This window comes from Streptomyces sp. Q2 (genome assembly GCF_056820935.1).
This window is the reverse complement of record NZ_JBXEJE010000001.1, coordinates 247,351-273,464: the sequence shown is the minus strand read 5'-3', so window position 1 is coordinate 273,464 and position 26,114 is coordinate 247,351. Positions and strand designations below refer to the sequence as shown.

Genomic DNA, 26,114 nt, shown 5'->3' with positions numbered 1-26,114 from the left:
GGGGCAGCCGCGGTCTTTTGCCGAGAGGGCGGCTGCCCCGGTTTGTGGGTTGAGGAGGGGGCGCAATGACGAACGCGTGGCTGCTGCTGAGCGTGGGCGATGCCCGCCAGCACGGCGGGAACGACGGCTACGAGGACAACCCGCGCGAGTACTACCGCTGGGACAGCACGGTTCCCAACCACGCCCGTCTGGCCGAGGGGGACGTCGTTGCGCTGTGGGACAAGCGGGAACTGATCGGCGTCTCGGCCATCGACAGCATCGAGACCGACACCGAGGACAAGACCCGGTACTTCTGCCCCCAGTGCAAGAAGGCCGACTTCAAGCGGCGGTCGCGGCTGACGCCGGCCTGCCGCTGCAACCAGTGCGGGGCCACCTTCGACACACCGGGGCAGAAGGTGGAACCGGTCACCACCTACCTGTCCCGCTACGGCCGACGCTGGGTTGACGCGCGCGGCCTGCTGAGCGGGGCGCAACTGCGCAGCCTGTGTGACTCGCCGAACTCACAGCTGAGCATGCGCCCCGCCCGCTGGGAGAAGCTGCAAAATGCGCTGCTGGCAACCGGACGGCTGAACGCGGACGCCGTGTCCGGGCTGTCCGGCCAGCAGCACAGGCGGGTACCCATCGCGGGCGGCCACCGGTTCGCGAAGGTCCGCACCCGGGTGGGTCAGGCGGCATTCAGGGCCGCCCTGCTGGCAGAGCAGGGCCAGCAGTGCGCCATCAGCGGACCGGCCCCCGCCGAAGTACTGGAAGCGGCCCACCTGTACAGCTTCGCCGAAAGCGGTGAGCACCACGACTTCGGTGGGCTGCTGCTGCGCCGTGACCTGCACACCCTGTTCGACAAAGGCCGCATCGCCGTCGACCCGGAAACGGGCCTGCTCGACACCGCCCCGGAGCTGGACGCCTATCCGGTCTACGCCGAACTCCACGGCAAGCCGCTCGTCTTCGACCTGCGGCCCGAACACCGGGTGTGGCTAGCGGCGCACTGGAACGCGCACCGGGCCGACGCCTAGCCGACACGACGCTGGGGGGATGCTGTGGGAAGCACTGCCATCGCGCTGGTCGCCGCTGTCGTGGGTGTCACCGGAACCCTGCTGGCCCCGGTGCTTGCGCAGCGATCCGGGGCGAAGACGCAGGAAGCGGAGTTCGGGCGGCAGCAGCAGGCCACCCAGGCCCAGTGGGACCGCGAACAGCAGCAGGCCGAACTCGCGCTCCGCCGCGCCTGCTACATCACGACGAATGCGGCCTACCGCCGTTACCGCACCGAGCAGATGAACTACCTGTGGCACGTGCGCCGTGACCGCGTGACTGAGGCACTCAGGGAGCAACTGGAAGCCGCCCGCCACGCAGGCCACGCCGCGCTCGCCGAAGCCCAGATGGTGGCCTCTCCTGCGGTGCTTGCCCAGCTCGATGACGTCGGCAAGTTACTGTCCCAGGGATACCGCCGGATCATGTGCCTGGAAGAGGGCATTCCCGATGAGGGCGACACCTTCGAAGTCATCGGGGAGTACCTAGTGTGGATCTGGGAGCGGTGGGAAGAGATGCGCGCCGTTATGCGCGCGGACCTGGGACTGGCCAACTCCCTGGCAGTGCCGCCAGGCGACGGCGCCCTCTAACGGTCAGGGCGGCGCCCGATCAGTAGTCAGTACACGTCTGATCAGCCGTGGAAGTGACTGCGCTTGATCACCGCCTTGCCGATGTTGACGGTGGTACCGCCGCTGTGGCGGCCCGTGCCGAAGATCTGTACGGCGATCCAGCCTCCGAAGATGACCGCGGCGAGGGTGATGAGCTGGGTGATGAACGCGGTGAGGGCGGCGATGAACGCGGTGAGCAGGACCAGGCCGCCGCACACCGCGCCGAACCCGATGCCTCCGAGTGCGATGTTCACCGCAGTGCGGGAGACGGTCGGGCGCGCGTCGGCGGGTGCCGGGGCGGGCGCGGGGGTGAGGGCGTAGCCGGTGACGACGTGGCCGTTGGGCAGCACGATCGTCTGCACCGCGGACGCCGGGTCCGGCTGGACCGACACGAGGGGCCGGCGGGCGGGTAGGCGGTGATCGGAACGGGATGGTGGACGTCGACGGCCGCGGGCCGTTCGGAGGGGGACATGGGTAATCCTTCCGGGTACCCCGCGGGCCCGCGCCACAGAGGTGGTGCGGGCCCGTGCGGGTGGGTGTCAGGCGAGTGGTGTCAGGGGGTGTCACGAAGGGGCGTCACGCGTTTCTGACACCTGGTTTGCCTAGGGGTTTGGGTGTCAGGGGGCCGTGACGGTGTCAGGCGTCAGGCTGGTGTCAGGCAGCCTTCGGGGTGGGGACGATGCGCCACCGGCCGGTGGCACTCGTCGGCTCCAACCGGCCCTCGATCGCCGCCTCCTTGAGGCGTGCCGAGACCCACGGTCGGGAGAGGTGGTTGCGGTCGCACCAGTCCATGAAGTCCTTCGGGCCCACGATCATCTGGCCCGCTTCCTCGAACTCGGCCAGCGCGGCAGCGAACAGCCGGCGGGCTTCCTCCGGATTCGGCTTGCGGCCCTCCTCTTCGCCAAAAATCGGAGCGTCGTCGCCCTCCTCCGACTCGGGAAGCTCGGCCTCGGGGTCGATCAGGGGTCCGGTGTCGTCCATGTCGTCCTCCTCTTCGCGAACGACCCGCAGCCCGGTCGGCTGCTGGCCGTCTTCGTCGGCAGCGGGTCGGCCGGTGTAAGCGCGTCCGGCCACGGAAGAGGCCGCGCCGGCGGTGATCGGGTCGGCGACCGCGCCGTTGGCTTGCGCCCATGCGGCGAGGCGTTCCATGACCGGCACGGCGCGGATGGTGAAGCGCTGAGTGCGGCCCGGTGAGGAGTAGCGGTCCTCTTCGATACCGGGCGAGACCATGTAGCAGTAGCCGGGTCGCCGGTTGCCCCACGCACCCGGATGCGCGCCCGCGTCGATGACCGTCTCCGGCAGCGAGAATCCCTCGTCGCGCGGGTCGCAGCCGAGCGCGATCACGGACGGGAGGGAGGCGCGGGTGGAGGTGGACATCTGGTCGTAGGAGGGGCGCTGCAACGACACGATCAGGGAGACACCCGCGGAGCGGGCCTCCTGGGCGATGCCGGTGAACGCGTCGTCGCCCAGGTTGCGCAGGGTGTTGGCGGCCTCCTCGAACCAGGCGACCAGGAACGGCATCCCTGCGCAGCCACAGGCGCTTCCGTCGGTGCGGCAGGAGTGGGCCGGGTCGTTCTGCACCTCGGCCGCGGCGGGAACCCACTGGCGGTAGCCGTGGGCACCGAGCCAGCGGGTACGGGCGGGGATGACCGCCTCGACGGCCGCGACCAGTACCTCGGTCTGTGAGCCGCCCTCCGCAGCCCAGTCCAGGCCGGCCCGCAGGGGTGCGAAGTCCTGGAAGGCTTTGGGGTCGGAGAACCAGACGATGACGTCCCGGCGGGAGAGGACCTCGGTGAGGAGGTTGAGGGCGGCATCGCCCTTGCCCGATCCGGACTGGCCTGCGATCAAGCCGTGGGTGGAGTTACGGCCCACGTCCGGGTCGCCGGGCAGCCACATGACGAGCGCGGAGCCGTCGTCGTAGCGGCCGATGACCAGCGGCTCAGCGATCGAGCCCCCCAGGTTGGAGGGGCCCTCCCACTCCACCACTTCGGAGAGCATGTCTTCGGGCACGATGACCAGCTCGCCGCGCCGCGCGGACCCTGCGTCCGGGGTGTAGCGGATGGCGGACGTCGGCAGATCCAGCGCGGACGCGATCCGGGCCAGCGCCTTGGTGACGTCCTCGTTCGTCTGCTCACCCGGCTGGAGCGCGAGCGGCGCGGTGACCCGGTTCGGCTCCACCTTCGCCGCCCCGATCTGCGCCCGCGCCAACCCCACCTTCTCCAGCAGGCCGCCGTCCGAACTGCCCGAGGTGCCGTCGGTGTTGTGGCGCAGGCCCATCCGGATGTTCCAGGACAGGGCGACTGCGGGCCCGCCCATCAGGTAGAGGTCGTCTACCGGCCCGGCGGTCGGGCCGGCGAGGCAGGCGGCGGTCACCCATGCCGAGCCGCACGCGACCGTGACGGCCGAGTGCAGGCGGCGTTGCTGGCTGGTGTTCTTGCCCGCCCACCAGGTGACGCCGGTCAGTGCCACGGAGGCCAGGGTGAGGCCGACGCCGGCGGCGGCGTTGTCCGGCCACCGCCAGTGCCCCACCGCCCCGACCAGACCTGTACCGGCCCAGCCGAGCCACGGCGGCAGATGCGGCTTGGCCTTGTGCAGCAGGTACGCGCGGACGGTGCCGTTCTCAGGTCCGCCGTGCGGGTCCATGACGTAGCCGGGCATGCCGTCGGGGTAGGCGGTGGTGCTGCTTCGGTTCCTGCTCATCGGCGAACCTCCTTACTGCTGAGCCCAGTTCATGACCGGCTGCTGGGGCTTGCGGGCGCGGTGCCGCACCCGGTTGATCTCTTCCTCGAACTCCTGCTGGAACGCGGAGTAGCAGGCGGCGGCGTTCATTGCGGCGTCGCGCAGGCTGTCGGCGGACTTGCGCAGCTTGCGGGTCACCTTCCGGGCCCGGATGCGAGAACCGAACGCGCGGCCCTCCGGGTCCGGTACGGCAGCCAGGACGCTGTCGAGGATCTCGGCGGCCATGGCCACCTCGATGGACAGCGTCACGCCGGCCGCCCGCAGGGTGTTGCAGTAGTTCCGCACATGCGCAGGAGAGGTGAACTCCGGCGCAGGCAACAGGGACTGGTTGCCCGACCGGCCGCCGGCCTGGCTCCGGTTGCGGTTGTTGTTGACGGTGACGTTGATCGGCGGGACGAACGAGCCGCCCATCGCACCGACGAAACCGCCCGCGGCGGCGCCCGCGTTGGCGAACTTGTTGCCCTTGCCATTGTTGTTGTTCGCACCGTTCGTGGCGGCGCCGTTGCGGCCGTTGCCGTTGCGCGTCGGGGGTGCCATCAGACGATGTCTCCTCGGGTCAGTGGGTACGGCGGACGATGAGCCACGCGGTCTGGACGACGATCAGGGTGAGCAGCCAGAGCAGCGGCAGCGGACCGGCCCACGGTCCGAACCCCGCGGCGAACGCGGCCCACGTGAACGCGAGGGTGGCGAACCAGGCCAGCGCGATACGCCAAGCGAGCGTTGAGCCCTGCGCGGGGCGAGAGCGCTGGACGACGGCGAACCACACCAGCGGCGCGATGGCCGTGGGGGCGAGCACGAGCGCGGACCACCAGGCGATGACGTGGAGCAGGCCGGTGACGGCCAGGGACAGGAGGGCGATGCCGGTGGGGGCGAGTGCGTGGCGGGCCATCCACAGGCCGCGGCCCACGAACCCGAGCGCCTCGCGGGTCAGCGAGGGGTGTTCGGGGACGACGACCACGAACGGCTGCGAGCGGCGCCCGCGCTGGCGCGGGAGCTGGACGGTGTGGACGCCGGCGGCGGTCCTGACCTTGCGGGTACGGGTACGACTGGACACAGCGAAACTCCCAGGTGGGTGAGGTGGATTCGTGTGAGGCGCTGTTCCTCAAGAGCGCGGGAGCTGGTCAGGTCATGCACCAGCCGGAGTCACAGCCGGAGTCCCACTCGTCGAACGGCAGCGTGTCCACGCCGTCCGGGATCGCTTCGGCCAGCGGCCTGAGCAGGCGCGTGAGGTACACGTGGTCTTTGCCGAGCGCGTCACGGCGCCGGTTAAGGAGCGCTTCGAGGTCGCAGGCCTTGGCGAACAGCTCGGGCTCTTCGCGGCGCATGTCGTGCCAGTTCTCCGGCCGGTGGAACGGGCAGAACCAGCACGCCGACTTCGGCGGCACCGGCAGCCCGGCGCGGTGCAGGATGCGGGGGCAGTCGGCCCGGCGGATACCGCGTTCGAGCAGCGGGTATTCGATCTGCTCGTACGGCTCGCAGCGCCGCTTATTCGCCCGGCCGATTTCATCGAGGCTGATGCCGATGCCGACCGTGGCCGGGTTGGTACGGCTCGCACCCCGCCGCTTGAGCTCCTTGCCGATGACCTTGATTTTGAAGTCGCCGGTGCAGGCCCGGGTGCCCGGCGCCCCGCTGGGGGACAGCCGCACCGGGATCGGAAGCGAGCGCGAGCCTTCCCGAGTGATACGCCCATAGAGGGTCTCGCCGGTGCCATCGCGGCGCACCCGGCCGACGGTGACCAGCTCTAGCCCATGGGCTTCGGCGAAGGGACGTGCGTACTGCTCGACATAGCGCAGGGTGGCAGGCTTCTCGGAGTCGTCACCGACGTTGGCGAAGATGAACGTGCGGTAGTCCAACTCCCCCAGCGCGGCCAGCGCCAGGGCGGTCGTCGACTGCACCCCGCCCCCGAAGCTGAATGCCTTGACCGGCTCCGCAGTGGTTCGGGAAGACGTCATGCGCTTGCTCCTTCCAGTGCAGGCACGGACGCCGGGTGACCGGCGTCGCGGAGTTCCTGGTAGCGGGTGGAGACCCACCCGACCGACCAACCGCACAGCTCGGCAGCCGCCCGCACTGCCAGACCGGCTTCAAACGCGGCCTGGACGGTCGCGCGGGCCCGGTCCTCGGGGTGCTTCTCGATGGCGGGTCCGGCGGCCAGCAGGGCGGCGCGTTCACGCTCGGCCCGCTCCTCGCGCTCGGCCCGTTCACTGCGTTCACGCTCGATGCGCGCCAGCCGCTCCCGCTCGCGCCGCTCGGCCTCCTCGCGCTCGTGGCGTTCACGGGCCAACCGAAGCTGTTCACGCTCATGTTCACGGCGTTCACGCTCTTCGCGCTCGGCCCTCTCCCGGGCCTCGTCGCGCTCGCGCTCCTCGCGGCGGGCCCGCTCCTCCCGCTCGGCTTGCTCACGCAGCAGGTGGGCCTCGTGCTCGCGCTGTTCACGCGCCAGCAGCGCGGCATGCTCGCGGTCCTCACGGGCCCGGCGTGCGGCAGCCTCACGGCGCTCGGCCGCGGCCTGCTCCCGCGCCTCCCGCTCCGTGCGCTGCCGCTCCTCCAGGGCGGTGACGGCGGCGGTGATGGCGCGCCGGTAGGCCAGACCGGTTTCCGCGGTGACGATCAGCAGCAGCGGCGCGACCGCATGGACGGCCACGCCCACCAGGTCGTTTTGCAGCGCGGAGTCCGCGACGTTCAGGGCCAGCGTCATGCAGCCGGTCATCCAGCGCAGCACGATCGGCCACTTCCCGCCGTGCCCTCCCAGGCGGGCCAGCACGGAATCGAGACGGACCACGATGACGACCGCGGCATCGACCACCAGCGGCAGGATTGGTGCCGTCCAGTCCCACTCATCGGGCGTGTGTGCGGCCGCGAGCGGGGTGACGGTGAGGATCGAATAGAGCATGGCGCCCGCCACGATCAGCCACGTCCCGACGGACAATGCCCGCTCGGCTGAACGGATCTGAACAGCGTTCACGCGCCCGCCCCCGTCCATGAACGCACCCGCACAGCGGCAATCAGCACCACCGGCGAGGCAGGGTCATCGGGGTTGTCGCTGTCCTCAGTCCACTCCCACTCAGCACCCGGTACCGGTTCGAACCCGAGCACGCTGAGCGCTTCTGAGCGCTCCGTGAACGTCGGCACCGGCGCGGCCCGGTCGAAGTCGTGCTCGGGCCACGGGTCGGTGGTGTCGAGCAGCACCACGTACAGCCGCCACCGGCCCTTGAACACGGACATCTGTGCCATGAACTCTGGCGCCCTCACGCCCCGACCCCCGTGGCCGTGGCCGTGGCGGACAGGTTGGTCAGCCCCACCCGCGCGGCCAGCGCCCGGCGGCGGGCCCGGCGCAGTCGGCGCTCGTCCAGCTCGGTCGGGGTGCGGCCCAGGGTCGCGATGTGCGCGTCGAGCAGGTCGATGTCCGCGAGGATGACCGGCATCTCCCGGTCGATCGCGTCCAGCTCGGCATCCGTCGGCTCGATGAAGTCGGCGAACGCGGTAACGGCTTCCTGAACAGTGACGATGGGGTTCATGGGTCGTGGTCCTCTCACAGGTGAACGGCCCGAACAGAGCCCCCGGAGTTGCACCTCCGGGGGCTCACGCCGTTGAAGTCGGAAGATCCGGCTCCCCGCGCTCCCGCCCGTCCCCCGGCCGCAAGCGCGGAACGAGGTACGGGCGGGAGAGGCAGCCGGCCGCAACGTCAGAGGTTGCGAAGCCAGGACGGACCGGAAGAAGGAGGGCGCCGCCGGCCGGTCCATCGCGGCGGCGTCCTGGTATGTCGTCGGCCCATGCCGACCTCCCGCGAATCGCAGGGACACGGCTTCACCGGTACGCCGTTGCGCGGCGGACCGGTCCCGAGCCGGGGATGTCGGGTGCGTCATCGTCACTGCTCTGACGCCAGCAGGGCGGCCCACACCGGGCGGCGCCCCCAGGGTGCAGGGCGTTCTCCGGAGCCGGTGGTTGAACATGCCGCCAACGACATCACCCGGTCGCCGCGGGGGCGGTCTCACTCTTGCCGCCACGTGCGTTGGGGCCCCGCTGTACTTCCCCACACCCGAGATCGGGTGGCGCCTGCCAGGCGCGTAGGGGGAGAGCTTCGTCCATCGCGGCGGTTTGCCCCCGGACCCTCGCCCTAGGCGCCTGCCGTGACCGCCGCTCTCGCGTCAGCCCCGCACGATCACTGTTCAGTTTTCAAGCACGTGCGGCATGAGCCTCTTCCGCCGAGTTGTTCCGTTCAGCGAGTGCAGTACCTGTTTTACAGGTACTGCATGGGGGGCCGTCAAGTACAGCGACGGAACCTCTTGGTTTTGCGCCGGGACTTCTTGGCGCACAATCAGGATCGCCCCAGGTCAGGGGACTTGGTCACCCCCTGCATGGACAGCTCTCGATCGGCTAACTACCGTCAAGAGGTCCCTAGATGTCCCACGAGGGGGTACAGATGCCCAACGAGCGGTTGCGATCAGCCCTGTTAGCCCGTGGCATGACCGTTCAGAGCCTCGCGGAAGAGATCCAGGTCAACTCAAAGACCGTTGAGCGCTGGATCACGCAGGGCAAGGTGCCCTACAGGCGCCACCAGTACGCAACGGCGGCGGCGCTCAAGGTGGACGTGACGACGCTTTGGGAGGACTCCCGGACTCAGGACTCCGCAACTGACCTGAGCAAGGCCGAGATCGTGACCGCCTACCCTCATCGGCACGTCGTGCCGTCAGAACTCTGGCGGGAGATGTGCGAGCGCGCCACCGAGTGCATCGACATCCTCGTGTACGCCGGCATCTACCTCGCGGAAGACCCTCTCTTCTTCTCGTCATTGAAGGAGAAGGCCGAGAGCGGTGTTCGCATCCGAGTCCTCATGGGCGATCCAGAGTGTGAGGCCGTCATCCGGCGCGGGATCGACGAAGGGCATCGCATCATGGGCGGCAAGATCCGCAACGCGCTCATCAACTACCGCCCGCTGTTCACCAGCCACCCCGAGATCACCTTTCGCCTGCACGACACGGTGCTCTACAACTCGATCTACCGCGCTGATGACGAGATGTTGGCCAACACGCACGTGTACGGCATCGGCGCCTACATGGCGCCTGTGTTCCACCTGCGGCAGGTCCCCGGTGGCGGCTTGTTCCACACCTTTGCCAATAGCGTTGAGCAGACCTGGGAAGGCGCCAGGCCAGTAACCGAGCATGACATCACGGGAGCTTGAGCATGGGACGCATCGACTACTTGCACGACCCGGACGCCCCGCCGGCCAACTCGGTAGTGCCCTCCGTCGTCGCGTTCGTCCAAAACGATGCGGGGCAGGTGCTCATAATTCAGCGATCCGACAACGGACGTTGGGCACTACCCGGCGGTGGCCACGACGTGGGCGAGTCCATCAGTGACACGGTGGTCCGAGAGGTCTGGGAAGAGACCGGCATCAGGGCCGAAGTTGTCGACATGTCCGGGATCTACACCGACCCGGGTCACGTGATGCAGTACGACGACGGGGAGATACGGCAGCAGTTCAGCATCTGCTTCCGCGCGCGGCCGGTGGGCGGTGAGGTGCGTACGAGCAACGAGACGACGCAGGTCCGCTGGGTCGACCCAGCGGACCTAGAGAAGCTGGACATCCACCCCACGATGCGGCTCCGGATCGAGCACGCCATGGACCGGACGCGGACGGCGCCCTACATCGGCTGACGCTTCGCGGCGGCGACTCGTTCAAGGACGCGGCATGTGCAGTCGAGGATCTCCGGTTCGGCCCGGCGGATGAACTTACCGATCAGGCTGTCCGGCCCGTAGCGCCCGGTGATCTCGTCGATCCGGTCAACGGGGTTCGTCGGCGTGCCGTCTGGAGTGGTGTTCATGTCGCAGTAGCAGAGCGCGTCATTCAGGTGCTCGCTCTCGCGGGGGAACTCTCCGACCAGTTCCGCGTGCAGCCCGCGTGACTCTGCCTCAAGCCATGAGCAGGAGTGGTGAGCCACCAGGTTGGTCACCCGTTCGTCGGCATCGGCGACGTCCCGGAGGTACCGCGCACCGTCCAGCGGGTGAAATCCCGTCTTGGCAAGGTCCGGCGCGTAGCCGATGTCATGCAACACGGCGGCGGCCTCCAACAGGTCCGCGTCCTGGTCGAGGATGAGCGCGATCGTGCGTGCCCTCTCGGCAACGCCCAAGCAGTGCTGCCAGCGCCGTGGCAACGGCTCAGCAAGCAGGGACTCAGCCAGGGGATAGGCCCACTCCGTCAACGTCGACAAGTTACGAACGCCCCTCTCGCGCCGGCGCGGCGCGGACAGTCCGCACCTTGCCTTGTCCTCCACCCGCCAGCACACCGGCGGCCTCCAACTTTTCCAGCGCCTTGGTCACGGTCGGGCGTGACACTCCGAACCGTTCGGCCAGCACGGAGGTGCTCGGGAACGCTTCCCCTGCTTTGAGTCCGTCAGTCACGATGACCTCTGCCACCCGCTGATCAAGCGGACGCCGGTCGACTCGCGCCCCCGCGCGTACGACGCGCCACCGCTCGCCCGGTACCGGCTCGGCCACGCCCTCCTGACGCAGCACGCCGAACGCACGGAGGGCAACCCCCCGCGAGACCTTGTGGTCGCGCATGACCTCAGCCAGAGACGGCAGCTCCGCCATGTCCGGGTCGTCCTCGATCTGCCTCTTCACGGAGTCGGCAACTTTCAGGAAGGTTCCCCGAGGGTTGGCCTGCTGCGACACTCGCTCTCCCTCTCCGTTCGCCAGTCGTCACTGCCAGACTCCCATGAGCATCGACCCAAGTGGACACTGTGCCGTCGTCTACCCGTCCCGCTCCCCACGGGTAGGCGTTGTGGGAGTCTCACTCGTGGGCCTGTCCGCCTTTCGTAGTCACTTCCAGCCGGTCTCGGATAAGCCCCACGGAAGCGTGTCCAGCCACTTTGTCCACGTTGGAGTCAGGGAATCCGCAAAATTTCGCCAAGCAGAGCAGGGTAATAATCTTCAAGGATTCGGACAGCCAATACAGTTCTTCATTCGAAGCTCCGCTTCCAGCGCCTTTATCGTGATGCACCATTCGGTTTCGCGCATCCGTGACCGCCTTGGCCCAAATCTCTGCCTCGCACTCAAATACCCGCGAGATCTGTGCGTACTCTGCCAACTCGGCGAGGCGCGCTCTCAAGCGCGGCTCATTCGAGAAAGTGAGTTGCTGGCTCAGCCAAGAGCGATACTTCTTGGGTACATGCCGCACCAGCATCCGCTTAAATTGCTTGTACTCGTCGATCGGAGAGACGTAGTTGGCGAACTCCATCCTGTGCAACGTCTCGGCAGCTGACACTGCATTGAAGAATTTATTCTCAACGTACATTTTTCGGTACGTTGACGCCAGCATTTGCCCGAGTACGATTCTTCGAGTTTTTGTGAAATCAAGCCATCTGCACATGGCTGCTGCGCCACCGATATCGCTAAGTCGCAGCAACGGCTCCTTGCGTCTTTTTACTGCGGCAGGCGGCTCGACTGCCTGTTGCGCATAGACGCTGACTACATGTGATGACTTGGCTCCTGCTTGGTTGACCTCAGCAAAGCGCAGGGAGAATCGAGTGGGGAGGGCGGCTGTGTTTGAGGTCGCAGAGATGAGGTCCTGTAGAACGGCAATATTGCCGCGCACTGTGTCGAAATCCACAGGGGACTCATAGGAAAGATCCACCGAATAGTCTTGTTGGAAACCAGGATTCTGCCGGCTTCCGGGGATGCTCCAAGCGGAGGAGATTGATACTTTGCAGTCGTTGGCTTGGTGCTCCTCTGGCGGCGGAGGCGTGAGAGTGAGAACTGCTTTGGTTACGTGTCCCGTTGCATTATCAAATGCGAGTTCCCGTGAGACCGCCGTTTGGCCTACCCAGTCAAAGAGATTATTGAACCGCACGTATGCATTTGAGAAACGTTGCCCATCGGTCTTGAGGAGGGCGTGTCCCGCGAATAGGAAGGTGCATGTGTAGTCTTCTCGGGGAATGCCTGGTGATTCTACTCGATGCCCGGTCCGACTACAGTCCATCATCGTGATGAACCGCTTACCGGCCACTCCGTGAATGACGTTCGCGGAAGCGTTGCTGTTTAGTTCTGGGAAAAAAGTCTCATCCTCTTCGAGGGTGCCTATGAGGGAGAGCTTCACTCCTGTTGCCGGATCGAAGCGTACTCGCCCTGCCACTTGCACATCGTCACTTTCCGGGAGCCAGAAAATTCCATCGCTCTCGAACGCCTCCATACCCACCCCGCAAGTCGTAACAGTGCGTGTGCTCATGCTATGAGGGACTATCTACTGTTTCCAGCGCTTTACATTGAGAGGCCGATTCAGTGGAGGGGCGGTTGTGGCCGTGGCCGTGGTCGGCTGGTCAGTGCTGCTACCCGCCCGTCAGGCCGCGCGACGACGCATTGCCGGCTCGCTGCAGCTACCACAAGTCATTGACGGGCGGTCACTCAATGAGGCGGTGCAGGGCGGGCGCCCTCCCCCAGACGTCCCCCAGTCCGAGTAAGGGAGAGGAAAGCCGCAGGTGAGAGACAGTTGACGGAGCTCGCTGTAAAACTGCTCTTCTCTGGCTGCGCGCTGTCAGTGGCAACTGATACAGCTAGCGCATGGCCTCTGTCTCGCAATCTGTGGTGTCTGATGTGCCCTTTGAACGGCTCAGTACGGCTGACCTGATAGTTGATGCCGTCTACGCCGGTGGCCTAGCAGGGAACTCCGGGGATGACCCACTCGGCAAGCTCCTGCCGGGTACAGGTAATCAGGGGGGCTTTCGGTACGCCGGGTCGCCGATGAAGGGAACCGTTCGGCTGGCGGTGCTCTACACCAGCGGAGGCGAGGTGGACTGGCCCGACCATCTGGACACGGAGACCGGCACGTTCACCTACTACGGCGACAACAGAACACCGGGCAGGGGGCTGCACGAGACCCCGCGCAAGGGCAACGTCCTGCTGCGCGACGCCTTCATGCACTCCCATGGAGGCGCGGGCGACCGGGGAAGCAGGCTCCCTCCGTTCCTGCTGTTCGAGAAGGCAGAGGCAACTGGCCGTGCTGTCCGCTTCCGCGGCCTGCTCGCCCCTGGCGGGCCCAGCCTGACCGCGGATGAGGAACTGGTGGCCATCTGGCGCTCCACCAGCCGACAGCGGTTCCAGAACTACCGGGCCCGCTTCACGGTGCTGGACCAGGCGTGCATCCCCCGTAGTTGGCTGAACCACGTGCTGGGGGGCGGTGATTCACTGGGAGGCGGCTGCCCGGAAGCCTGGCGCAACTGGGTAGAAGGACGCGTCTACCACCCGCTGCTGGCGCCCGCTACCACTGTCATCCGCACTCCGGAAGAGCAGCTGCCGCATGATCGAGCCGGGACGGCCATGCTGTCCGAGATCCGGCAATACTTCCATGGACGGGAAGTTGCTTTCGAAGCCTGTGCGGTCGCCATCTGGCGCATGATCGCTCCTGCGACCGGCACCGTGGACATTACCCGTCCAAGCCGGGATGGCGGCCGCGATGCGGTGGGCGTCTACGTGCTCGGCCCATCGGCGAGCACGATCAGCATCGACTTCGCCCTGGAGGCCAAGTGCTACGGCAGCGGCAACAGCGTGGGGGTGCGGGAGGTGTCGCGGCTGATCTCGCGTATCAGGCACCGCAACTTCGGGGTCCTGGTCACCACGTCGTACTTCAACCGGCAGGTGCAGAGTGAGGTGCGGGAGGACGGGCATCCTATTGCGCTCGTCTGCGGCCGCGACATCATCGAGGCTCTTCGGCATCACGGCATCACCACTGGCGAGGCGGTCCGCACGTGGCTGAAGCAAGGCTTCCCTAAATAGTGAAGACTGGAGTGGCGGGAGAGGTTCATACGGCCGAGGTGCCACTGCACCAGGACAGGCAAATCTCGGATCAAATACAATTAAAATTGTGGGGGATGAATGCAGGAGAGCCTGTTCGGGGAGTCTCAGGAACCCTTCGTTCGGGGCATATCGGGTGAGACACCTCTGGCCGCTTACGATCCGGCGCTTGATGATGTGATTCGTGAATTGGAGTACAGGGGGAATGGAGCGCTTGAACAGCGCTTTGCGGCGACCTTCCGTGCATCCGTAGACGAAATCCTGGACGGGCGCAGGACCATGCGTTTTGACTTTAGTGCAGTTTCGCCTGTGGAGAAGTCTTATTTGGGAGCCAAGGTAGAGATACTGGCCCGCCAGGAGTTCGATTTCGGCTACGGGGCGTCACTGGATTACTCGATCGGCGGCCACGAGGTCGATGCGAAGTTCAGCGCTACAGGCGATTGGATGATCGCACCCAAGAATGTTGGAGAAATACTTCTCGTCATGGAGGCGTCCGAAGAAACCTCCCTGTTCAGCGTGGGAGTTGTTCGCGCAGACGAGAAGCTGCTCCGCCTGAAGGAAACGCGCGACAGGAAGCGCTCTTTCTCTGCGGCTGGAAAGGGTGCAATCCATTGGCTGCTCAGGAACGCCCCCTATCCACGCAATCAGCTGATGGAGCTGTACTGGGAAGCCCCCGGGGCAATCGAATCCATTTTCTCTAGCTCCGGAAGCGGCCAGAAACGAGTCAACGAGCTGTTTTGGGTACTGCAAGGAGTCCACGTGAATCGGACCACTGTGCAGACTGTCGCGGCGCAAGAGGACAGTTCGAAACGAGTTCGAGATGCCCGCATTGCACTCCAAGGTTCAGGGATCCTTATCCTCGGATACCACAGGAGGCATCGCGCCATCGCTTCTGCGCTCGGGATTGAGTCTATTGCGCAAGGCGAATGGGTGGCCATCAGGGTTTACCCGGCCGAACCTGACAGCGTTGCTCAGCAGGCTCTGATTGAGGGAGTCGCCTACCGTCTTGCGGAAGAGGGCGACGAACTTGTTCTGGCACCCGATATTCCGAATGAATAGATCTGCTGAGCAACAAAGCTAGGAGGCGATCAGCCACCCGGCTGTCAACTCCTAGGGTGCCCGCGAATGTGGGCACTTCGCTTCAGTTTGCCGTGTGCCGAAGCTGCCACCTCACCAGGTGTGGTAGCTGAACAAGCGCCGCTCTGGCCTGCCTGATGGGCTGTCAGTGCCAGGTGATACACCTGATGATCCGTGTCGCCCACAGTCACTGGCGACACTCGGTTCGTCGAGGGGGAGCATCATGACGGTCTTCGCTCAGCCGGCCAGCCTCAAACGCGCGGCCGTACGCGAACACTACGAGGACACGATCCTGCACCCAGTTGTCTTCGAGGACCACGTGGATGTGCTCGATCCCCAGGTGCTGCAGGCGCTGAAGTCTCAGTTCCCGGCCGGGCGTGCGCAGTTCTGGGGCGTCACGCCTGGTCTGAACAACGCCAACTTGCCGCAGATCCGCAAGATGCAGCCAGGGGACACCGTCTTCTTCGCCGGCAACAAGCGGCTCTACCTTGTCGGCACCGTGGCTCTGACGTGGCACAACGCAGCTCTGGCTCAGCGGCTGTGGGGCGTAGATGAGCGCACCCAGCAGACATGGGAGCACATGTACGCCTTGAACGGCGTCCGCGGCATCGCCTTCCCGATGACAGAGATCCGCTCACTGCTGGGCTGGAAGGTAAACCGCAACATCCAGGGATTCGTCGCCCTCCGCGAAGACGACGGCGCCGTCCTGACCGATCTCGTGGGTTTCGAGCCCAGCGCGACAGTTGCCCCACAGGCTGACCCGGACGAGGAGCAGCCCGCAGGACAGCCTCTCGGGCCCACGGATGCGGTAGCGGAGGTCCAGCGGCGAGCCGAGCAGGGACGCATAAAGAAGGCGCTCCTGCCCGGTACCGAAGGAGACTGCGCATTGTGCGGGCGCACACTCCCTCGCGCCTTCCTCGTCGCCGCGCACATCAAGAAGCGGACGGCCTGCTCTGAGGAAGAGCGCTGGGATATTCACAACGTTGCCATGCTGGCGTGTCTGCTGGGCTGTGACAGCCTCTTTGAGCACGGCTTCATCACGGTCGAAGAGGGCGGAGCCATCAGAGTCAGTCCCGCTACAGAGGAGGCGCCGGCAGTAGCCAAGTACGTCGAAGAGCACTTGGCGGGCCGGTCTGTCGATTGGTGGTCGCCGGAGCGCGACATGTACTACGCCTGGCATCGCTCACACAGCTTCCAGACCGGGGCCCTGACCCCTGATCAGGTAGAGAGATAGCGGTATGCCCGGCCATCCGGGGCAAGGACCAGGACGGTCAACAGGGGAGCGAGCGGTTTGCTGACCGGCTGCAGACTGCAACCGGTAAGCACAGTCTCAATTTGGCCTTGCGCAGGAGAAATCGGTCACCGTTCGCAGAAACGGAACCCCCTGCCTGCGCCGCCAGGGACTGAGGCCCTACTTTAATTGACGAGGGCTTCAAACTGTTCTCGGATGAGCGAAAACTCGGACACGCCTAGCTCGATGCGTTCCTCAACCAAGGCCCGCAAATCGTTATCATCAAGCACAACCATCCAGCCGTGGTCGTCGCGGGCAGAATTCCGGCAGGACCGGAGAACTTTGTCTTTATCTCCGAACCCTCGGTGCGTAATGATGCCGAACTTTCCACGAGAGGGAGAGAATCTGCCTACAAGCTGGTCGAACTCCGGGTTCTTCAACTCCTTCCCGTAATTCTTGCACTCGACGAATACAAACGGTGCAGGATAATGCTGAGAAAGCCAGTAGAAGAATCCGCGGCGGGACTCGTTGACGTAAGCGATGTCAATTCTCTTCATGCCGCCATGAATCTTGAACTCTCGCCGCGGAGAAGTGAGGTTAGGGTAGAAAAGAGCCGACAGGAGTGCCTCGACGTTCCGGTGATAGATGTCCGCGTGCGCTTTCCCTACAGGTGTATTCAGAACCTTATCCAGCAGTGCGTCCCAGTCGAACTCTTCCTCAGCTTCAGCCCCCGGAAGCCAGTCGTGATCCATCGCTGGCTGCGGATGCTGATCCTTGAGGCGCCTGTAGTTCTCAAGGATCTCTGGATTCTCTACCGTGATTCGGGTATTCGTTTCCTTGCCGACGCCATACTTCAGCTTCAGATCCCTCCTATATACCCTGGGCCCGCTCCTGAGGAGGTGCACTAGGCTGCCGCCAGAAACAAGCTCCTCCTGCTCAAGGAAGGGCAGAATATGGTGGGTGTAGTAATCCTGGGGGTCGAACTGAAGCTTTCGCCGAACGATAGACTTAGGGACCAGGATAAGCGGTGTGTCGTACACGAGAGGCAGTTGGGTGTAGTAGCTCTCCCACCTTTTCCTCCTGGAATCCCACACCGGCCCTGAAGGCACACTGTCAACTATCGGGATCTCGTAGTACTCGCAGGCCTCTTGGGTGAAATCGATCAGCTGGCCGCGGATGATATTGACAGCGAGGTCTGAAACCCGGTCCGGCCCGATCCCCGGGACAAAGAGTGCAGCTTCCTCCAGGTCCTGCAGCATCCCGGTTCTGACGGCTGAACTTGCGGACAGGGCTTCATAGATTTCCTCGGCAATTTTCTCGCCTACCCCGCTGCCTCTCGGCCTGCCTTTTGAGTAACCGAGATGCGTTTCATTGGGTTCGCGCAACGTGGAAAGAAGGTACTTGGCCCTGGACGTTTCACCGTCCATCAGTGCATCCAGGATTACCTGAAAGTACGCCTGGATCCGTGAAACACAATTGTGGGCCCATGGTGTCGGCATTGCGGCAAGCGCGCGAGGGTCGATGAAAGAAAGTGTGTCGCTGTCGACATCAACATCGACGAAATCGACTTCGCGCTGGGATCGGCCGATGTTGAAATATTCAGTAACTCGCACTTCTCCCCCTCGGGCCCAAGCCGGGCGGTGATCGCCCAGCTCATGAACGTTGTCCCCGGAACGATCAGGTTCGACACCCGCCGCAGGTAACCGCGGGAAGCAGGCTCGCCCCGCGTTCCTCTTTCTTCACAAGCGGAGTTCTGTCATGAGGCGGCTTCACGGGTGGGGCCGCCCCGCTCATCTGCGGACGGCCCCACCCTGGCTGGCGCGGGTGTGTCAGCTTGCTGTCGGCCAGCGTTCCCGGTCGTACGGGAGCATCCAGGCGGTGATGTCGCCTGCGATGCGCCGCACCTGCGATTCCGGTGTCGTGGAGCGCAGCGGTAGGACGTAGAGGCCGTCCCACTTCTGGGCCTTGGGGAGGTCGTGGAGGTACTCGCTGATGTGGCTGGCAAGACCGTCATCATCGTGCGGTCGGCAGACCGATCCGATGTAGCAGACGGTCCCGCTGGGGTCCTCGGCAACGTAGACCGCACAGGACACCTCGGGCAGGAAGTCTGGGGCGACGGGCTGCCTTTCAGGCATCACCTTGCGCAGGCTGGCCCCGCAGAGATCGGCGAGCGCCATGTACGTGCCCTTCTTCATCAGGCCGTCTCGCTCTCGTCCTGGGTGCCGTCGTCCTCGATCATCCCGTCGTCAGCAGCCGAGGGGCCGGCGTCTACGGCCGCCTCCCACCAGTCCTCAGCCGTTCCCAGCATGTTCTTGAGCTGGTCCCTGAGCAGGCGGGCCTGGGCGCGGCCTCGCTGTTCGATCAGGGCCACGCCGTTCTCGTCCTTAAGGCCTCCGAGGTTCCGCATCGCGTCAGCCAGAAGCCTGAGCGCACGCTGCGTCTCCGTGAGCCAGTACTGGTACTTCGCTTCGAGAGCTGCCGCCTCGTCCAGGGGCTCCTTTTTCTCCTTGTCCTTCGGGGCGAGTTCCTCGCGAAGGAACTTGTTGCTGATGTAGATGTCCGCACCCGCTGCACTCAGCTCGGGACGTCCCTGCGCATCGACTTGCCGCGGCGGAAGACCGGCACGGTCATCTTCAATTGCCTGGCGCAGATGGTGCAGCCCGTGCTTGGTGTCCAGCAGCTCCTGCATGACGTCGGCCGGAGGGCGGCGGTCACTGCCCGCTCCGATGTCGTGCCTCGGGCCGCTGATTGCCTTGTGCTTTACGAGGACGTACGCCGCACGGACCCATAGCTCGGTGCCCGCAGGTCCGCCAGCCTCCCCGCTCTCCAGCTCCTTGAGCGCAGCCTGGAACAGGGCTTCCGGCGTGCGCCGCGTCGGCTTCCACGCGTCGGCCTGGCTCAGGTTCGACGGAAGGGCGCTCTCCAGCGTCTTGCGGAAGGCCGCCAGGTCCGGCTCTGATGCCGTGCCCCGCTGCTCCCGGGCGATCATCTCGACCCCGAGCGGAAGCTTGGCACTCAGAGTCACGTTCTTGCGGCGCTGCCCGTTCAGCGGCTCCCCGTCGGCGAGAACCAGGGCGATCGGCTTGCGTACCGCGTCATGGATCTTGCGCTCGCGTGTGGTGAAGAGGTGCACGATGCGCGCCGCCCGGTCGTCCAGGAAGGCCGGGATCTTGTTCTGCTCGGCCTCTTCCTGAGTCAGCCGGCCAGCCAGCCAGTCGGCTTCAGCATCGCTCGGGACGACAGCTGCCGCGCGTGCCGCGAGGAGGCACTCCTCTGAGAGCGTTGTGTACTTCGCAGGGTCGCTCCACGGCGTCTTCGTGTTGAGGTGGTCCTGGGCAACGCGAGCCTTAATCGCCTGCCCGAGATCCACCGTGCCCGGGGTATCTGGCACCACGCCGATGATGAGCTCGAAGTCGGTGACGGCGCACCGCACCGCTGACTTCTCCGTCTCCTCGATCTTCTTGCTTGGCTTGTCCGCGTAGCTGTTGATCTTGTCGATGTGAGTCTGCATCGCAGTCGCGCCACGAGGCAGCTGGAACAGGACTTCATCGGCATTGACGCGCAGGTGGTAGAGGCCGTGGCTCGTACGCGTCGATCCCTCGCGGACGAAGATGTGAGCGGTCGGGTTCTCACCCTCTGCGTCGTACGACACCGTAGTGGCGACGCCGATCGGCGGGTCCATGATGCCCTGGTCTTCAATGTCCGGATTCGGGACATTCCGGCTGCGCGTCGTCTCCATGGCCCACATCAGTTGGTCCGCAAGGGCTGCACGGCTGGCAACGCGTACGGACATCTCACCTACGCCTGCCTCGGCCGCAGGTGTCAGAGCGACCGGGGGCGCTCCCATATTTCCGGCGAGACGGAAGTTGATCCGGTCGGCGTTACGTGGGTTCAGCGGGTCCGGCGCGAGGCGGGCGGTGTACACCTGACCCGAGATGACGAGCAGGTCCGCACCCGGGATGCGGCGGCGCTGAGGGTTCTGGACCTGCGGAAGGACTGCGGCCGGATTGGTCCAGATCGTCGAGATCGCTCCTGCAGCGCGGTCGCTCATGCCGTGCTTCTTCAGAGCAGCACGCAGCTCCTTGTGCAGGCCGGAGTCCGGGATGTCAGGGACCCGGCGGACGGGCTTGGGCAGTTCGGTCTTCTCGCCACGGATCGTTGCACCGGAATTAAGGCTGAGGGGCATCTGAGGCCCTCCTCGTGGATTCCGTCCACGGGAACCACTCCCGCGGAGGCATACACGCGGGAGCCGGAATCGCCGATCCAGCCCTCGCACCCACGCTCTGCGGATCCTGGCCCGCATTACGGGGAGCGGCAGGAGCACATCCAGCCTGCGTAGTTCGGCCTCGGCGCTCAGTCAGTGCTGGCGCTGTACGGGCCTTGTTTCCCTCTCGGTGAAGTCGGCGCTTCGGAGAGAGACGCAAGCACGCGTGTCCTACATCACTGATACCAGTCTCAGCCGACCAGCGCCGTGCAGGCAAGCGATTAGTGCGTACAGACAGAAAATGATCATTTCATCGCGAGTTCGAGACCGGACGAACCCATGTCCTAGCCCTATTCAGACCGGTCGCCAGCTGACGCGTCTGCGCCAGGGTGGCCCTCCGTGAGGACGCAGGACGCACCGTTGAACGCCCTTGCAGGGCTGTCGGCGGCACCTACCGGTCCATGGAGAAATCCTGGAGATGATCTTGGGGAGGAGACCCCCGAGCCCCCACAGAGACCAACGCATCCCGACACCCTGACCTGCATATTTGGCATGGCCTCCCGGTCAGTGATCTTTCAGGGCCTAATTCGGGACGAAGAGGTCGTGGGTTCAAATCCCGCCACCCCGACGCAGGTCAGAGGCCCATTCGCGTGATCGCGAATGGGCCTCTTTCATGCCTGGGGGCCAAACGGAGGTGCCAAACGTATTTAGTCAGGCCACCGCGTCGCCCTCTTCGTCGGCCTCCGTGTCCTCCCCTTCCTGATCTTCGGCGAAGACGTCATCCAGCGCTTCGGCACCCTGCGTGATCATGGGCCGGAGCTGCTTGCGGTAGACCGCCTCTGTAGTCGCCTGGCTGCTGTGACCGACCAAGAGCGCGATCCGCTCCAAGGGGATGCCGTGGTCGGGGAGCAGGGACACGAAGCTGTGCCGGAGCTCCCGCGCCGTGACGGAGCATCTGCTTGGCGTGGTGGTCAACAGGCCCTCGGTGTGGCCTGACCGATGAGTTCTGTGCGCCGTGCTGGTCTGTACGCCGAAAACCGACTCACGGGAGGCTGACGCCATGCGGAAACTGACCTTCGGCATGAACATGAGTCTGGACGGCTACATCGCCGCGCCCGGCGACGACCTCGGCTGGAGCGTGCCGAGCGACGAGCTGTTCCAGTGGTGGTCCGACCGGGTGGACGCGACGGGCCTGGCGCTGTACGGGCGCAAGTTGTGGGAGACGATGAGCTCCCACTGGCCGACCGCCGACAAGCAGCCGGGTGCCACACCGGCGGCGATCGAGTTCGCCGGCCGCTGGCGGGACATGCCGAAGGTGGTGTTCTCCTCTACGACCAGCACGGTCGACTGGAACACCCGTCTGGTCACCGGCGACGCGGTCACCGAGATCACCAGGCTCAAGGCCGTCGACGGCGGCCCCATGGACATCGGCGGTGCCACACTCGCTGCGGCGGCCATGCGGGCCGGGCTGATCGACGAGTACGCGATCGTCACCCATCCGGTCCTGGTGGGCGGCGGCACGCCGTTCTTCACAGCCCTGGACAACTGGGTGAACCTGAGCCTGGTGGAGACCCGGACGTTTCCCGACGGCGTGTTGCTGACCAGGTACGAGACCAGGCGCTGACCGCGCGACTGGCGTCCGGGGTCATGCCACGTCGGAAGGTCGGTCGCCTTGCCTGATCACAGCTCTGACCAGCATCAAATGCAGCGTCACCGCAACTTCCCGGGGGCCGAACAGGAGGCCAGACGTCACAGCCGCGATTGGACGGTCCTGGACCGTAGTGGACAGTGTCGGAGCCGAATAGGCAGGCCAGCGACCCTTGAGGCAAGGCCTAGGCCAGCCAATTGGGAGCCAGGTTCGGGATCCGGCTCCCGGGCGGCCAGCCTGCACAGTCAGGCGGTGGTCGGCACGCGCGGCTGCGAACGGGCCTTCCGCGCCGCCCCCGGACACTGCCGCGACTGCCGATCGAGGGACTGTCTCCTTGCTGCCGGCTGAGCTACGGGGTCGGTGCGCGGTCGGACCTTCGGCATGGTCGACAGGTTCACGGAACGAATTCGTGCGCCATCGCACTCGGAGCTCGGCACCCTCGTCACCATCGCCGTCGTGGTGGTGGTAGTCCTGAAGCCGCGCTACTGAAACGAACGAACAGCGGGGAGAGCATGGACGTGGCCGATCTCGGTGCGCTGGCCATCACGCGCCGCGGTGGAAGCGAGCCGATAAAGGCCGAGGGCGAATCCGTGGGCACGCTGGGGGAGTTCTGGAGCTGGGCATGTTCCGACATGACCAACAACACCATGCGCGGCGTCCTGGCCGAGTACCTCGTGGCTACGGCGTTGGGCGCGGCCGCGAGCACCCGTACCGAATGGGACGCCGTCGACATCCGCACACCGGAAGGGTGGCGCGTCGAGGTGAAGTCGGCGGCTTACCTCCAGTCGTGGGCCCGGTCCCGGCTTTCGGGGATCTCGTTCTCCATCGCACCGGCATCCGGCTGGGACGCCCAGACCGGTAGGACCTCGGCCGACGTGCTGCGTTCCTCGGACGTGTATGTCTTCTGCCTCCTGCACCACCAGGACAAGCAGACCCTCAACCCGCTGGACCTCGACCAGTGGACTTTCCACGTTCTGCCCACCCGGGTGCTCGACGAGCGGTGCCCCGGCCAGAAACGCATCCGGCTCTCCAGCCTGGGGCGTCTCCGACCGCTGAACACCGCGTTCAGCGGCCTGCACGAGGCGGTGGCTGCCTGCGCCGACGGCTTTCACGCCCATGAATGACCGTGCGGGGCCTTCGCGCACGCGACTGGGTTTCCTCGCTGCCGCGCGGGCGTCGGCCGTCCCGTGGGAAGGAAAAGGTGCCGTCGTAGGGGTGGGGCGGCGGGGTAGGGTCCGACGGAGAGGGAATCGGCGCCGCCGTGGGCTGGGGAACCGGGCGAGATGTGAGATTCCTCGGCCTGGTCGTGGATGGCGGGGCCGGGGCAGCCCGCCACGATGAGGGTGGGTGAGGAGCGGTCGGGTGGACTCGCTCGGAAACGGGAAGACGGTCCGTGACCGGCTTGAGCACCGGAAAACGGAGAGTCCTCGTCTTGTGCACCGTCCTCCGGGTGCGTTGACACGGGTAGATGTCGGACGTTGACTGGCGGCACGGCTCAGAGCCACGCCGCTCCGGAACATCCGGCACGACGAACAGGAAGCGGCACCGATGATGTACGACCAGACACGCGCCCAGCAGCCCGCGGACCGCACCTCGGGCCGCTCCGAACGCCGTACCCAGGGCCCGGAACCGCTGGTCCCGTCGGACGAGCGGGACAAGATCGGCGTGCGCCTCGGACACGCCGTCAACGCTTTCGCCGACGCCCCGCGGGATGCGTTGGAGGAGGCAGAAGGTGCCTTCGACGAGGCCACCGCCCAGATCGTCAACGCTCTGGCCGAACAGCGTCGTCTTCTTCGCGAGGGCTGGGAAGGCCGGGACCCCGAGACGGACTCCACCGAACTTCGCCTCGCGCTGAGGCAGTACCGGGAGATCACCCAGCGGGTGCTGCGCCTCTAGCGGATCCGACCCGGTCTGCAGCCGCCTGCCTCTGAGTCTTCAGCCGCCTCCCACTGATTCATCTCTGCCTGCTCCGCGCCTGCGGCAATACCCAGGCGCTCTACGACCTGTCGAGCAGGCGCGTTCAGTCCACCGTGTCGCGTCCGGTGCGGCGGGCGTAGGCGCGGGCCGCGCGGGCTCGGTCGCCGCAGCGGGTCGAGCACCAGTGGCGGCGGCCGTGTTTGAGCAGGTAGCGGCTGCAGGGTGGGGAGCCGCAGGCGGTGAGGCGTTCGGCGTCGGGGCCGGTGAGCAGGTCGGCCGTGTTGGCGGCGAGGGTCGCCAGGGCGTGGTCGACGATCTGCGTGGTGGGGTGCGGGGTGGCGCGGTAGGGGCCGTTCTTCTCGTCCCAGTGCAGCAGGGCGGCCGTGGGGACCCGGGTCAGCGCGTCGTTGACGGCGGCGAGGGCCGCGGGCAGGGCGGGGAGCCCGGCGACTCGGGACGCGAGCAGCGCCCGGATGTTTTCGCGCAGTGAGCGCAGTTGTGCCGCGCACATCTCCCGCAGTCCGGCGTCCGTCGGGGCGAGGCCGCGTTCCACCAGCCACCGTTGAGCGGCGGCGGGGGTGCCGAGGAGGTCGAGGAACTGGCCGCCGGGCAGCGCGATGGCGGTGTTGGCGAAGTCGAGGGCTAGGTACTGCTCCGCGCCCGGCGCGGGGGGCGGTACGGGCTCGGCGGTCACGGTCTCCTTCATGGATCTCATGGTACGGCTTGCGGCTATCCGTGAGACAGGACTACCTTCTCTCACGGATAGACCCATTCCATCCGTGAGGTGTGTTTCCTTCATGACTGCTGCCCGCACGAACGACAAGCAGATCGACCAACAGACCCACCACCAGACCGACCAGACCCACCAACAGACCGACCAGCAGGCAGGCGAGCGAACCGACCAGTACATACCCGTCCGTGTCCTCGGCGGTCCCACCGCCCTCTTCGAGTACGGCGGCCTGCGCTTCCTCACCGACCCCACCTTCGACGCGCCCGGGGACTACCCGACGCCCGGCCGTCCCCTCCTGACCAAGACCGCACCCCCGTCCGTCGCCCCCGGCGATCTCGGCCGTGTCGACGTGGTCCTGCTCTCGCATGACGAGCACGCCGACAACCTCGACCGCTCCGGACGGGCCCTGCTCGCCGACGTCCCGCTCACCCTCACCACGCCCGCCGGCGGACAGCGCCTGGGCGGCAACGCCAAGGGACTCGCGGACTGGGAGTCCGTCGAGCTGGACCGGCCGGGCGGCGGCACGGTCACCGTGACCGGCGTGCCCGCGATCCACGGGCCGGGGACGCACGACGAGGTCGTGCCGATCACCGGACAGGTGGTCGGCTTCGTCCTGACCGGTGCGGACCTGCCCACCGTCTACGTCAGCGGCGACAACGCCTCGCTCGACGCGGTCCGGCGGATCGCCGAGCGCTTCGGCCCGGTCGACACCGCCGTCCTGTTCGCCGGAGCCCCTCGCTTCCCGGTGCTCTTCGACGGCGAACCGCTCGTCCTCGACAGCGCCCAGGCCGCCGAGGCGGCGCGGATTCTCGACGCGCGCCGGGTCGTTCCCGTGCACTGCGACAGCTGGGCCCACTTCACCGAGAGCCGCGAGGACGTCGTGAAGGCGTTCACGACCGCCGGGCTGGCCGACCGCCTCCAACTGGACTGAGTCGACGAACCTCGACTAACTCGAGGAACATCGATAAACGTCGATAAACGTCGATAAATGTCGACGAACAAGGTCGAAAGACAGGCGCCACGCATGGTTCGGCACCGGTCCCTCCCCTCGTGGGGACCGGTGCCGAACCATGCGGGCGGCGTCGATTCACGCCGTGTCGGCGTGGATCGTGGAAGGCCGGGCCCGTGGTCGGTGTGCGCGCGGTCCGGGT

At 66.1% G+C, this 26,114-nt stretch carries 25 protein-coding genes and 2 pseudogenes; 11 read left to right on the top strand and 16 right to left on the bottom strand.

Going from position 1 to position 26,114, the window contains the following annotated elements:
* The first annotated feature begins 65 nt into the window (after window positions 1-65).
* Together ACWBNA_RS01265 and ACWBNA_RS01260 are read left to right on the top strand one after the other, a co-directional pair.
* The gene (locus ACWBNA_RS01265) at window positions 66-1,010 is read left to right on the top strand and encodes an HNH endonuclease (RefSeq protein WP_482701363.1); all 945 of its coding nucleotides are present in this window, start codon (window positions 66-68) and stop codon (window positions 1,008-1,010) included.
* A 24-nt stretch (window positions 1,011-1,034) separates the two neighbouring features.
* The gene (locus ACWBNA_RS01260) at window positions 1,035-1,613 is read left to right on the top strand and encodes a hypothetical protein (protein ID WP_482701361.1); all 579 of its coding nucleotides are present in this window, start codon (window positions 1,035-1,037) and stop codon (window positions 1,611-1,613) included.
* Between the two features lie 41 nt (window positions 1,614-1,654).
* On the opposite strand, the pseudogene ACWBNA_RS01255 reads toward ACWBNA_RS01260, so the two are convergent.
* The 8 genes and pseudogenes from ACWBNA_RS01255 to ACWBNA_RS01220 form a co-directional block, all read right to left on the bottom strand.
* Window positions 1,655-2,103, bottom strand: a pseudogene (locus ACWBNA_RS01255) (hypothetical protein).
* A gap of 182 nt (window positions 2,104-2,285) precedes the next feature.
* Window positions 2,286-4,289 carry a plasmid transfer protein TraB gene (gene traB / locus ACWBNA_RS01250; protein WP_482701687.1) on the bottom strand — a complete coding sequence of 668 codons (2,004 nt, stop codon included), beginning with the start codon at window positions 4,287-4,289 and terminating at the stop codon, window positions 2,286-2,288.
* A 54-nt stretch (window positions 4,290-4,343) separates the two neighbouring features.
* Window positions 4,344-4,907, bottom strand: coding sequence for a plasmid transfer protein TraA (gene traA, locus ACWBNA_RS01245; RefSeq protein WP_482701359.1), 564 nt, complete (start codon window positions 4,905-4,907; stop codon window positions 4,344-4,346).
* Window positions 4,908-4,926: 19 nt separating this feature from the next.
* The gene (locus ACWBNA_RS01240; RefSeq protein WP_482701357.1) at window positions 4,927-5,424 is read right to left on the bottom strand and encodes a hypothetical protein; all 498 of its coding nucleotides are present in this window, start codon (window positions 5,422-5,424) and stop codon (window positions 4,927-4,929) included.
* A gap of 67 nt (window positions 5,425-5,491) precedes the next feature.
* Window positions 5,492-6,322, bottom strand: coding sequence for a phosphoadenosine phosphosulfate reductase (locus ACWBNA_RS01235; protein WP_482701355.1), 831 nt, complete (start codon window positions 6,320-6,322; stop codon window positions 5,492-5,494).
* Window positions 6,319-7,332 (bottom strand): DUF2637 domain-containing protein, encoded by a 1,014-nt coding sequence (locus tag ACWBNA_RS01230; protein WP_482701353.1) that lies wholly within the window; start codon window positions 7,330-7,332, stop codon window positions 6,319-6,321. Before ACWBNA_RS01230 ends, ACWBNA_RS01235 begins: the two co-directional genes overlap by 4 nt.
* Window positions 7,329-7,601 carry a DUF6303 family protein gene (locus tag ACWBNA_RS01225; RefSeq protein ID WP_482701351.1) on the bottom strand — a complete coding sequence of 91 codons (273 nt, stop codon included), beginning with the start codon at window positions 7,599-7,601 and terminating at the stop codon, window positions 7,329-7,331. The genes ACWBNA_RS01230 and ACWBNA_RS01225 overlap by 4 nt, the downstream gene beginning before the upstream one ends.
* A gap of 14 nt (window positions 7,602-7,615) precedes the next feature.
* The gene (locus ACWBNA_RS01220; protein ID WP_482701349.1) at window positions 7,616-7,885 is read right to left on the bottom strand and encodes a DUF6284 family protein; all 270 of its coding nucleotides are present in this window, start codon (window positions 7,883-7,885) and stop codon (window positions 7,616-7,618) included.
* A 905-nt stretch (window positions 7,886-8,790) separates the two neighbouring features.
* Here ACWBNA_RS01220 and ACWBNA_RS01215 point away from each other — a divergent pair.
* A complete protein-coding gene (locus ACWBNA_RS01215; protein ID WP_482701347.1) occupies window positions 8,791-9,549 on the top strand; it encodes a helix-turn-helix domain-containing protein in 759 nt (252 codons plus the stop codon).
* A 2-nt stretch (window positions 9,550-9,551) separates the two neighbouring features.
* On the top strand, window positions 9,552-10,025 hold the full coding sequence (locus ACWBNA_RS01210) for an NUDIX domain-containing protein (protein WP_482701345.1): 474 nt from the start codon (window positions 9,552-9,554) through the stop codon (window positions 10,023-10,025).
* On the opposite strand, the gene ACWBNA_RS01205 is transcribed toward ACWBNA_RS01210, so the two are convergent.
* The 3 genes from ACWBNA_RS01205 to ACWBNA_RS01195 form a co-directional block, all read right to left on the bottom strand.
* Window positions 10,013-10,579, bottom strand: coding sequence for an HD domain-containing protein (locus ACWBNA_RS01205; protein WP_482701343.1), 567 nt, complete (start codon window positions 10,577-10,579; stop codon window positions 10,013-10,015). The two genes, ACWBNA_RS01210 and ACWBNA_RS01205, sit on opposite strands and share 13 nt — an antisense overlap.
* Window position 10,580: 1 nt before the next feature.
* The gene (locus ACWBNA_RS01200) at window positions 10,581-11,042 is read right to left on the bottom strand and encodes a GntR family transcriptional regulator (protein ID WP_482701342.1); all 462 of its coding nucleotides are present in this window, start codon (window positions 11,040-11,042) and stop codon (window positions 10,581-10,583) included.
* A 118-nt stretch (window positions 11,043-11,160) separates the two neighbouring features.
* Complete coding sequence (locus tag ACWBNA_RS01195) at window positions 11,161-12,594, bottom strand: ApeA N-terminal domain 1-containing protein (protein ID WP_482701339.1); 1,434 nt, start codon at window positions 12,592-12,594, stop codon at window positions 11,161-11,163.
* Window positions 12,595-12,926: 332 nt separating this feature from the next.
* Here ACWBNA_RS01195 and ACWBNA_RS01190 point away from each other — a divergent pair, with 332 nt between their 5' ends.
* The 3 genes from ACWBNA_RS01190 to ACWBNA_RS01180 all read left to right on the top strand — a co-directional run bounded on the left by ACWBNA_RS01190 (window position 12,927) and on the right by ACWBNA_RS01180 (window position 16,467).
* Entirely contained in the window at window positions 12,927-14,138 is a 1,212-nt protein-coding gene (locus tag ACWBNA_RS01190; RefSeq protein ID WP_482701337.1) for a restriction endonuclease, read from the top strand.
* A 99-nt stretch (window positions 14,139-14,237) separates the two neighbouring features.
* Entirely contained in the window at window positions 14,238-15,215 is a 978-nt protein-coding gene (locus ACWBNA_RS01185) for a NaeI family type II restriction endonuclease (protein WP_482701335.1), read from the top strand.
* A gap of 241 nt (window positions 15,216-15,456) precedes the next feature.
* A complete protein-coding gene (locus ACWBNA_RS01180; protein ID WP_482701333.1) occupies window positions 15,457-16,467 on the top strand; it encodes a hypothetical protein in 1,011 nt (336 codons plus the stop codon).
* 182 nt (window positions 16,468-16,649) lie between these two features.
* Here ACWBNA_RS01180 and ACWBNA_RS01175 read toward each other — a convergent pair whose 3' ends face one another.
* The 4 genes and pseudogenes from ACWBNA_RS01175 to ACWBNA_RS01160 all read right to left on the bottom strand — a co-directional run.
* Window positions 16,650-18,077 carry a hypothetical protein gene (locus ACWBNA_RS01175; RefSeq protein ID WP_482701331.1) on the bottom strand — a complete coding sequence of 476 codons (1,428 nt, stop codon included), beginning with the start codon at window positions 18,075-18,077 and terminating at the stop codon, window positions 16,650-16,652.
* Window positions 18,078-18,293: 216 nt separating this feature from the next.
* The gene (locus ACWBNA_RS01170) at window positions 18,294-18,641 is read right to left on the bottom strand and encodes a hypothetical protein (protein ID WP_482701330.1); all 348 of its coding nucleotides are present in this window, start codon (window positions 18,639-18,641) and stop codon (window positions 18,294-18,296) included.
* Window positions 18,642-18,658: 17 nt separating this feature from the next.
* On the bottom strand, window positions 18,659-20,650 hold the full coding sequence (locus ACWBNA_RS01165; RefSeq protein WP_482701328.1) for a hypothetical protein: 1,992 nt from the start codon (window positions 20,648-20,650) through the stop codon (window positions 18,659-18,661).
* 729 nt (window positions 20,651-21,379) lie between these two features.
* A pseudogene (locus tag ACWBNA_RS01160) lies at window positions 21,380-21,613 on the bottom strand (site-specific integrase); the annotation flags it as partial.
* A gap of 115 nt (window positions 21,614-21,728) precedes the next feature.
* Between ACWBNA_RS01160 and ACWBNA_RS01155 the strand changes: the two are divergent.
* From ACWBNA_RS01155 to ACWBNA_RS01145, 3 genes are all read left to right on the top strand, one after another.
* A complete protein-coding gene (locus ACWBNA_RS01155) occupies window positions 21,729-22,292 on the top strand; it encodes a dihydrofolate reductase family protein (RefSeq protein ID WP_482701326.1) in 564 nt (187 codons plus the stop codon).
* A gap of 536 nt (window positions 22,293-22,828) precedes the next feature.
* Window positions 22,829-23,440 carry a hypothetical protein gene (locus ACWBNA_RS01150; RefSeq protein WP_482701324.1) on the top strand — a complete coding sequence of 204 codons (612 nt, stop codon included), beginning with the start codon at window positions 22,829-22,831 and terminating at the stop codon, window positions 23,438-23,440.
* A 424-nt stretch (window positions 23,441-23,864) separates the two neighbouring features.
* The gene (locus ACWBNA_RS01145; RefSeq protein ID WP_482701322.1) at window positions 23,865-24,212 is read left to right on the top strand and encodes a hypothetical protein; all 348 of its coding nucleotides are present in this window, start codon (window positions 23,865-23,867) and stop codon (window positions 24,210-24,212) included.
* A gap of 124 nt (window positions 24,213-24,336) precedes the next feature.
* Here the strand turns inward: ACWBNA_RS01145 and ACWBNA_RS01140 are convergent, their stop codons facing one another.
* Window positions 24,337-24,939 carry a CGNR zinc finger domain-containing protein gene (locus ACWBNA_RS01140; protein WP_482701320.1) on the bottom strand — a complete coding sequence of 201 codons (603 nt, stop codon included), beginning with the start codon at window positions 24,937-24,939 and terminating at the stop codon, window positions 24,337-24,339.
* 91 nt (window positions 24,940-25,030) lie between these two features.
* Here ACWBNA_RS01140 and ACWBNA_RS01135 point away from each other — a divergent pair, with 91 nt between their 5' ends.
* Window positions 25,031-25,894: an MBL fold metallo-hydrolase gene (locus ACWBNA_RS01135; protein ID WP_482701318.1), complete on the top strand. Its 864-nt coding sequence runs from the start codon at window positions 25,031-25,033 to the stop codon at window positions 25,892-25,894.
* Window positions 25,895-26,114 lie beyond the last annotated feature (220 nt).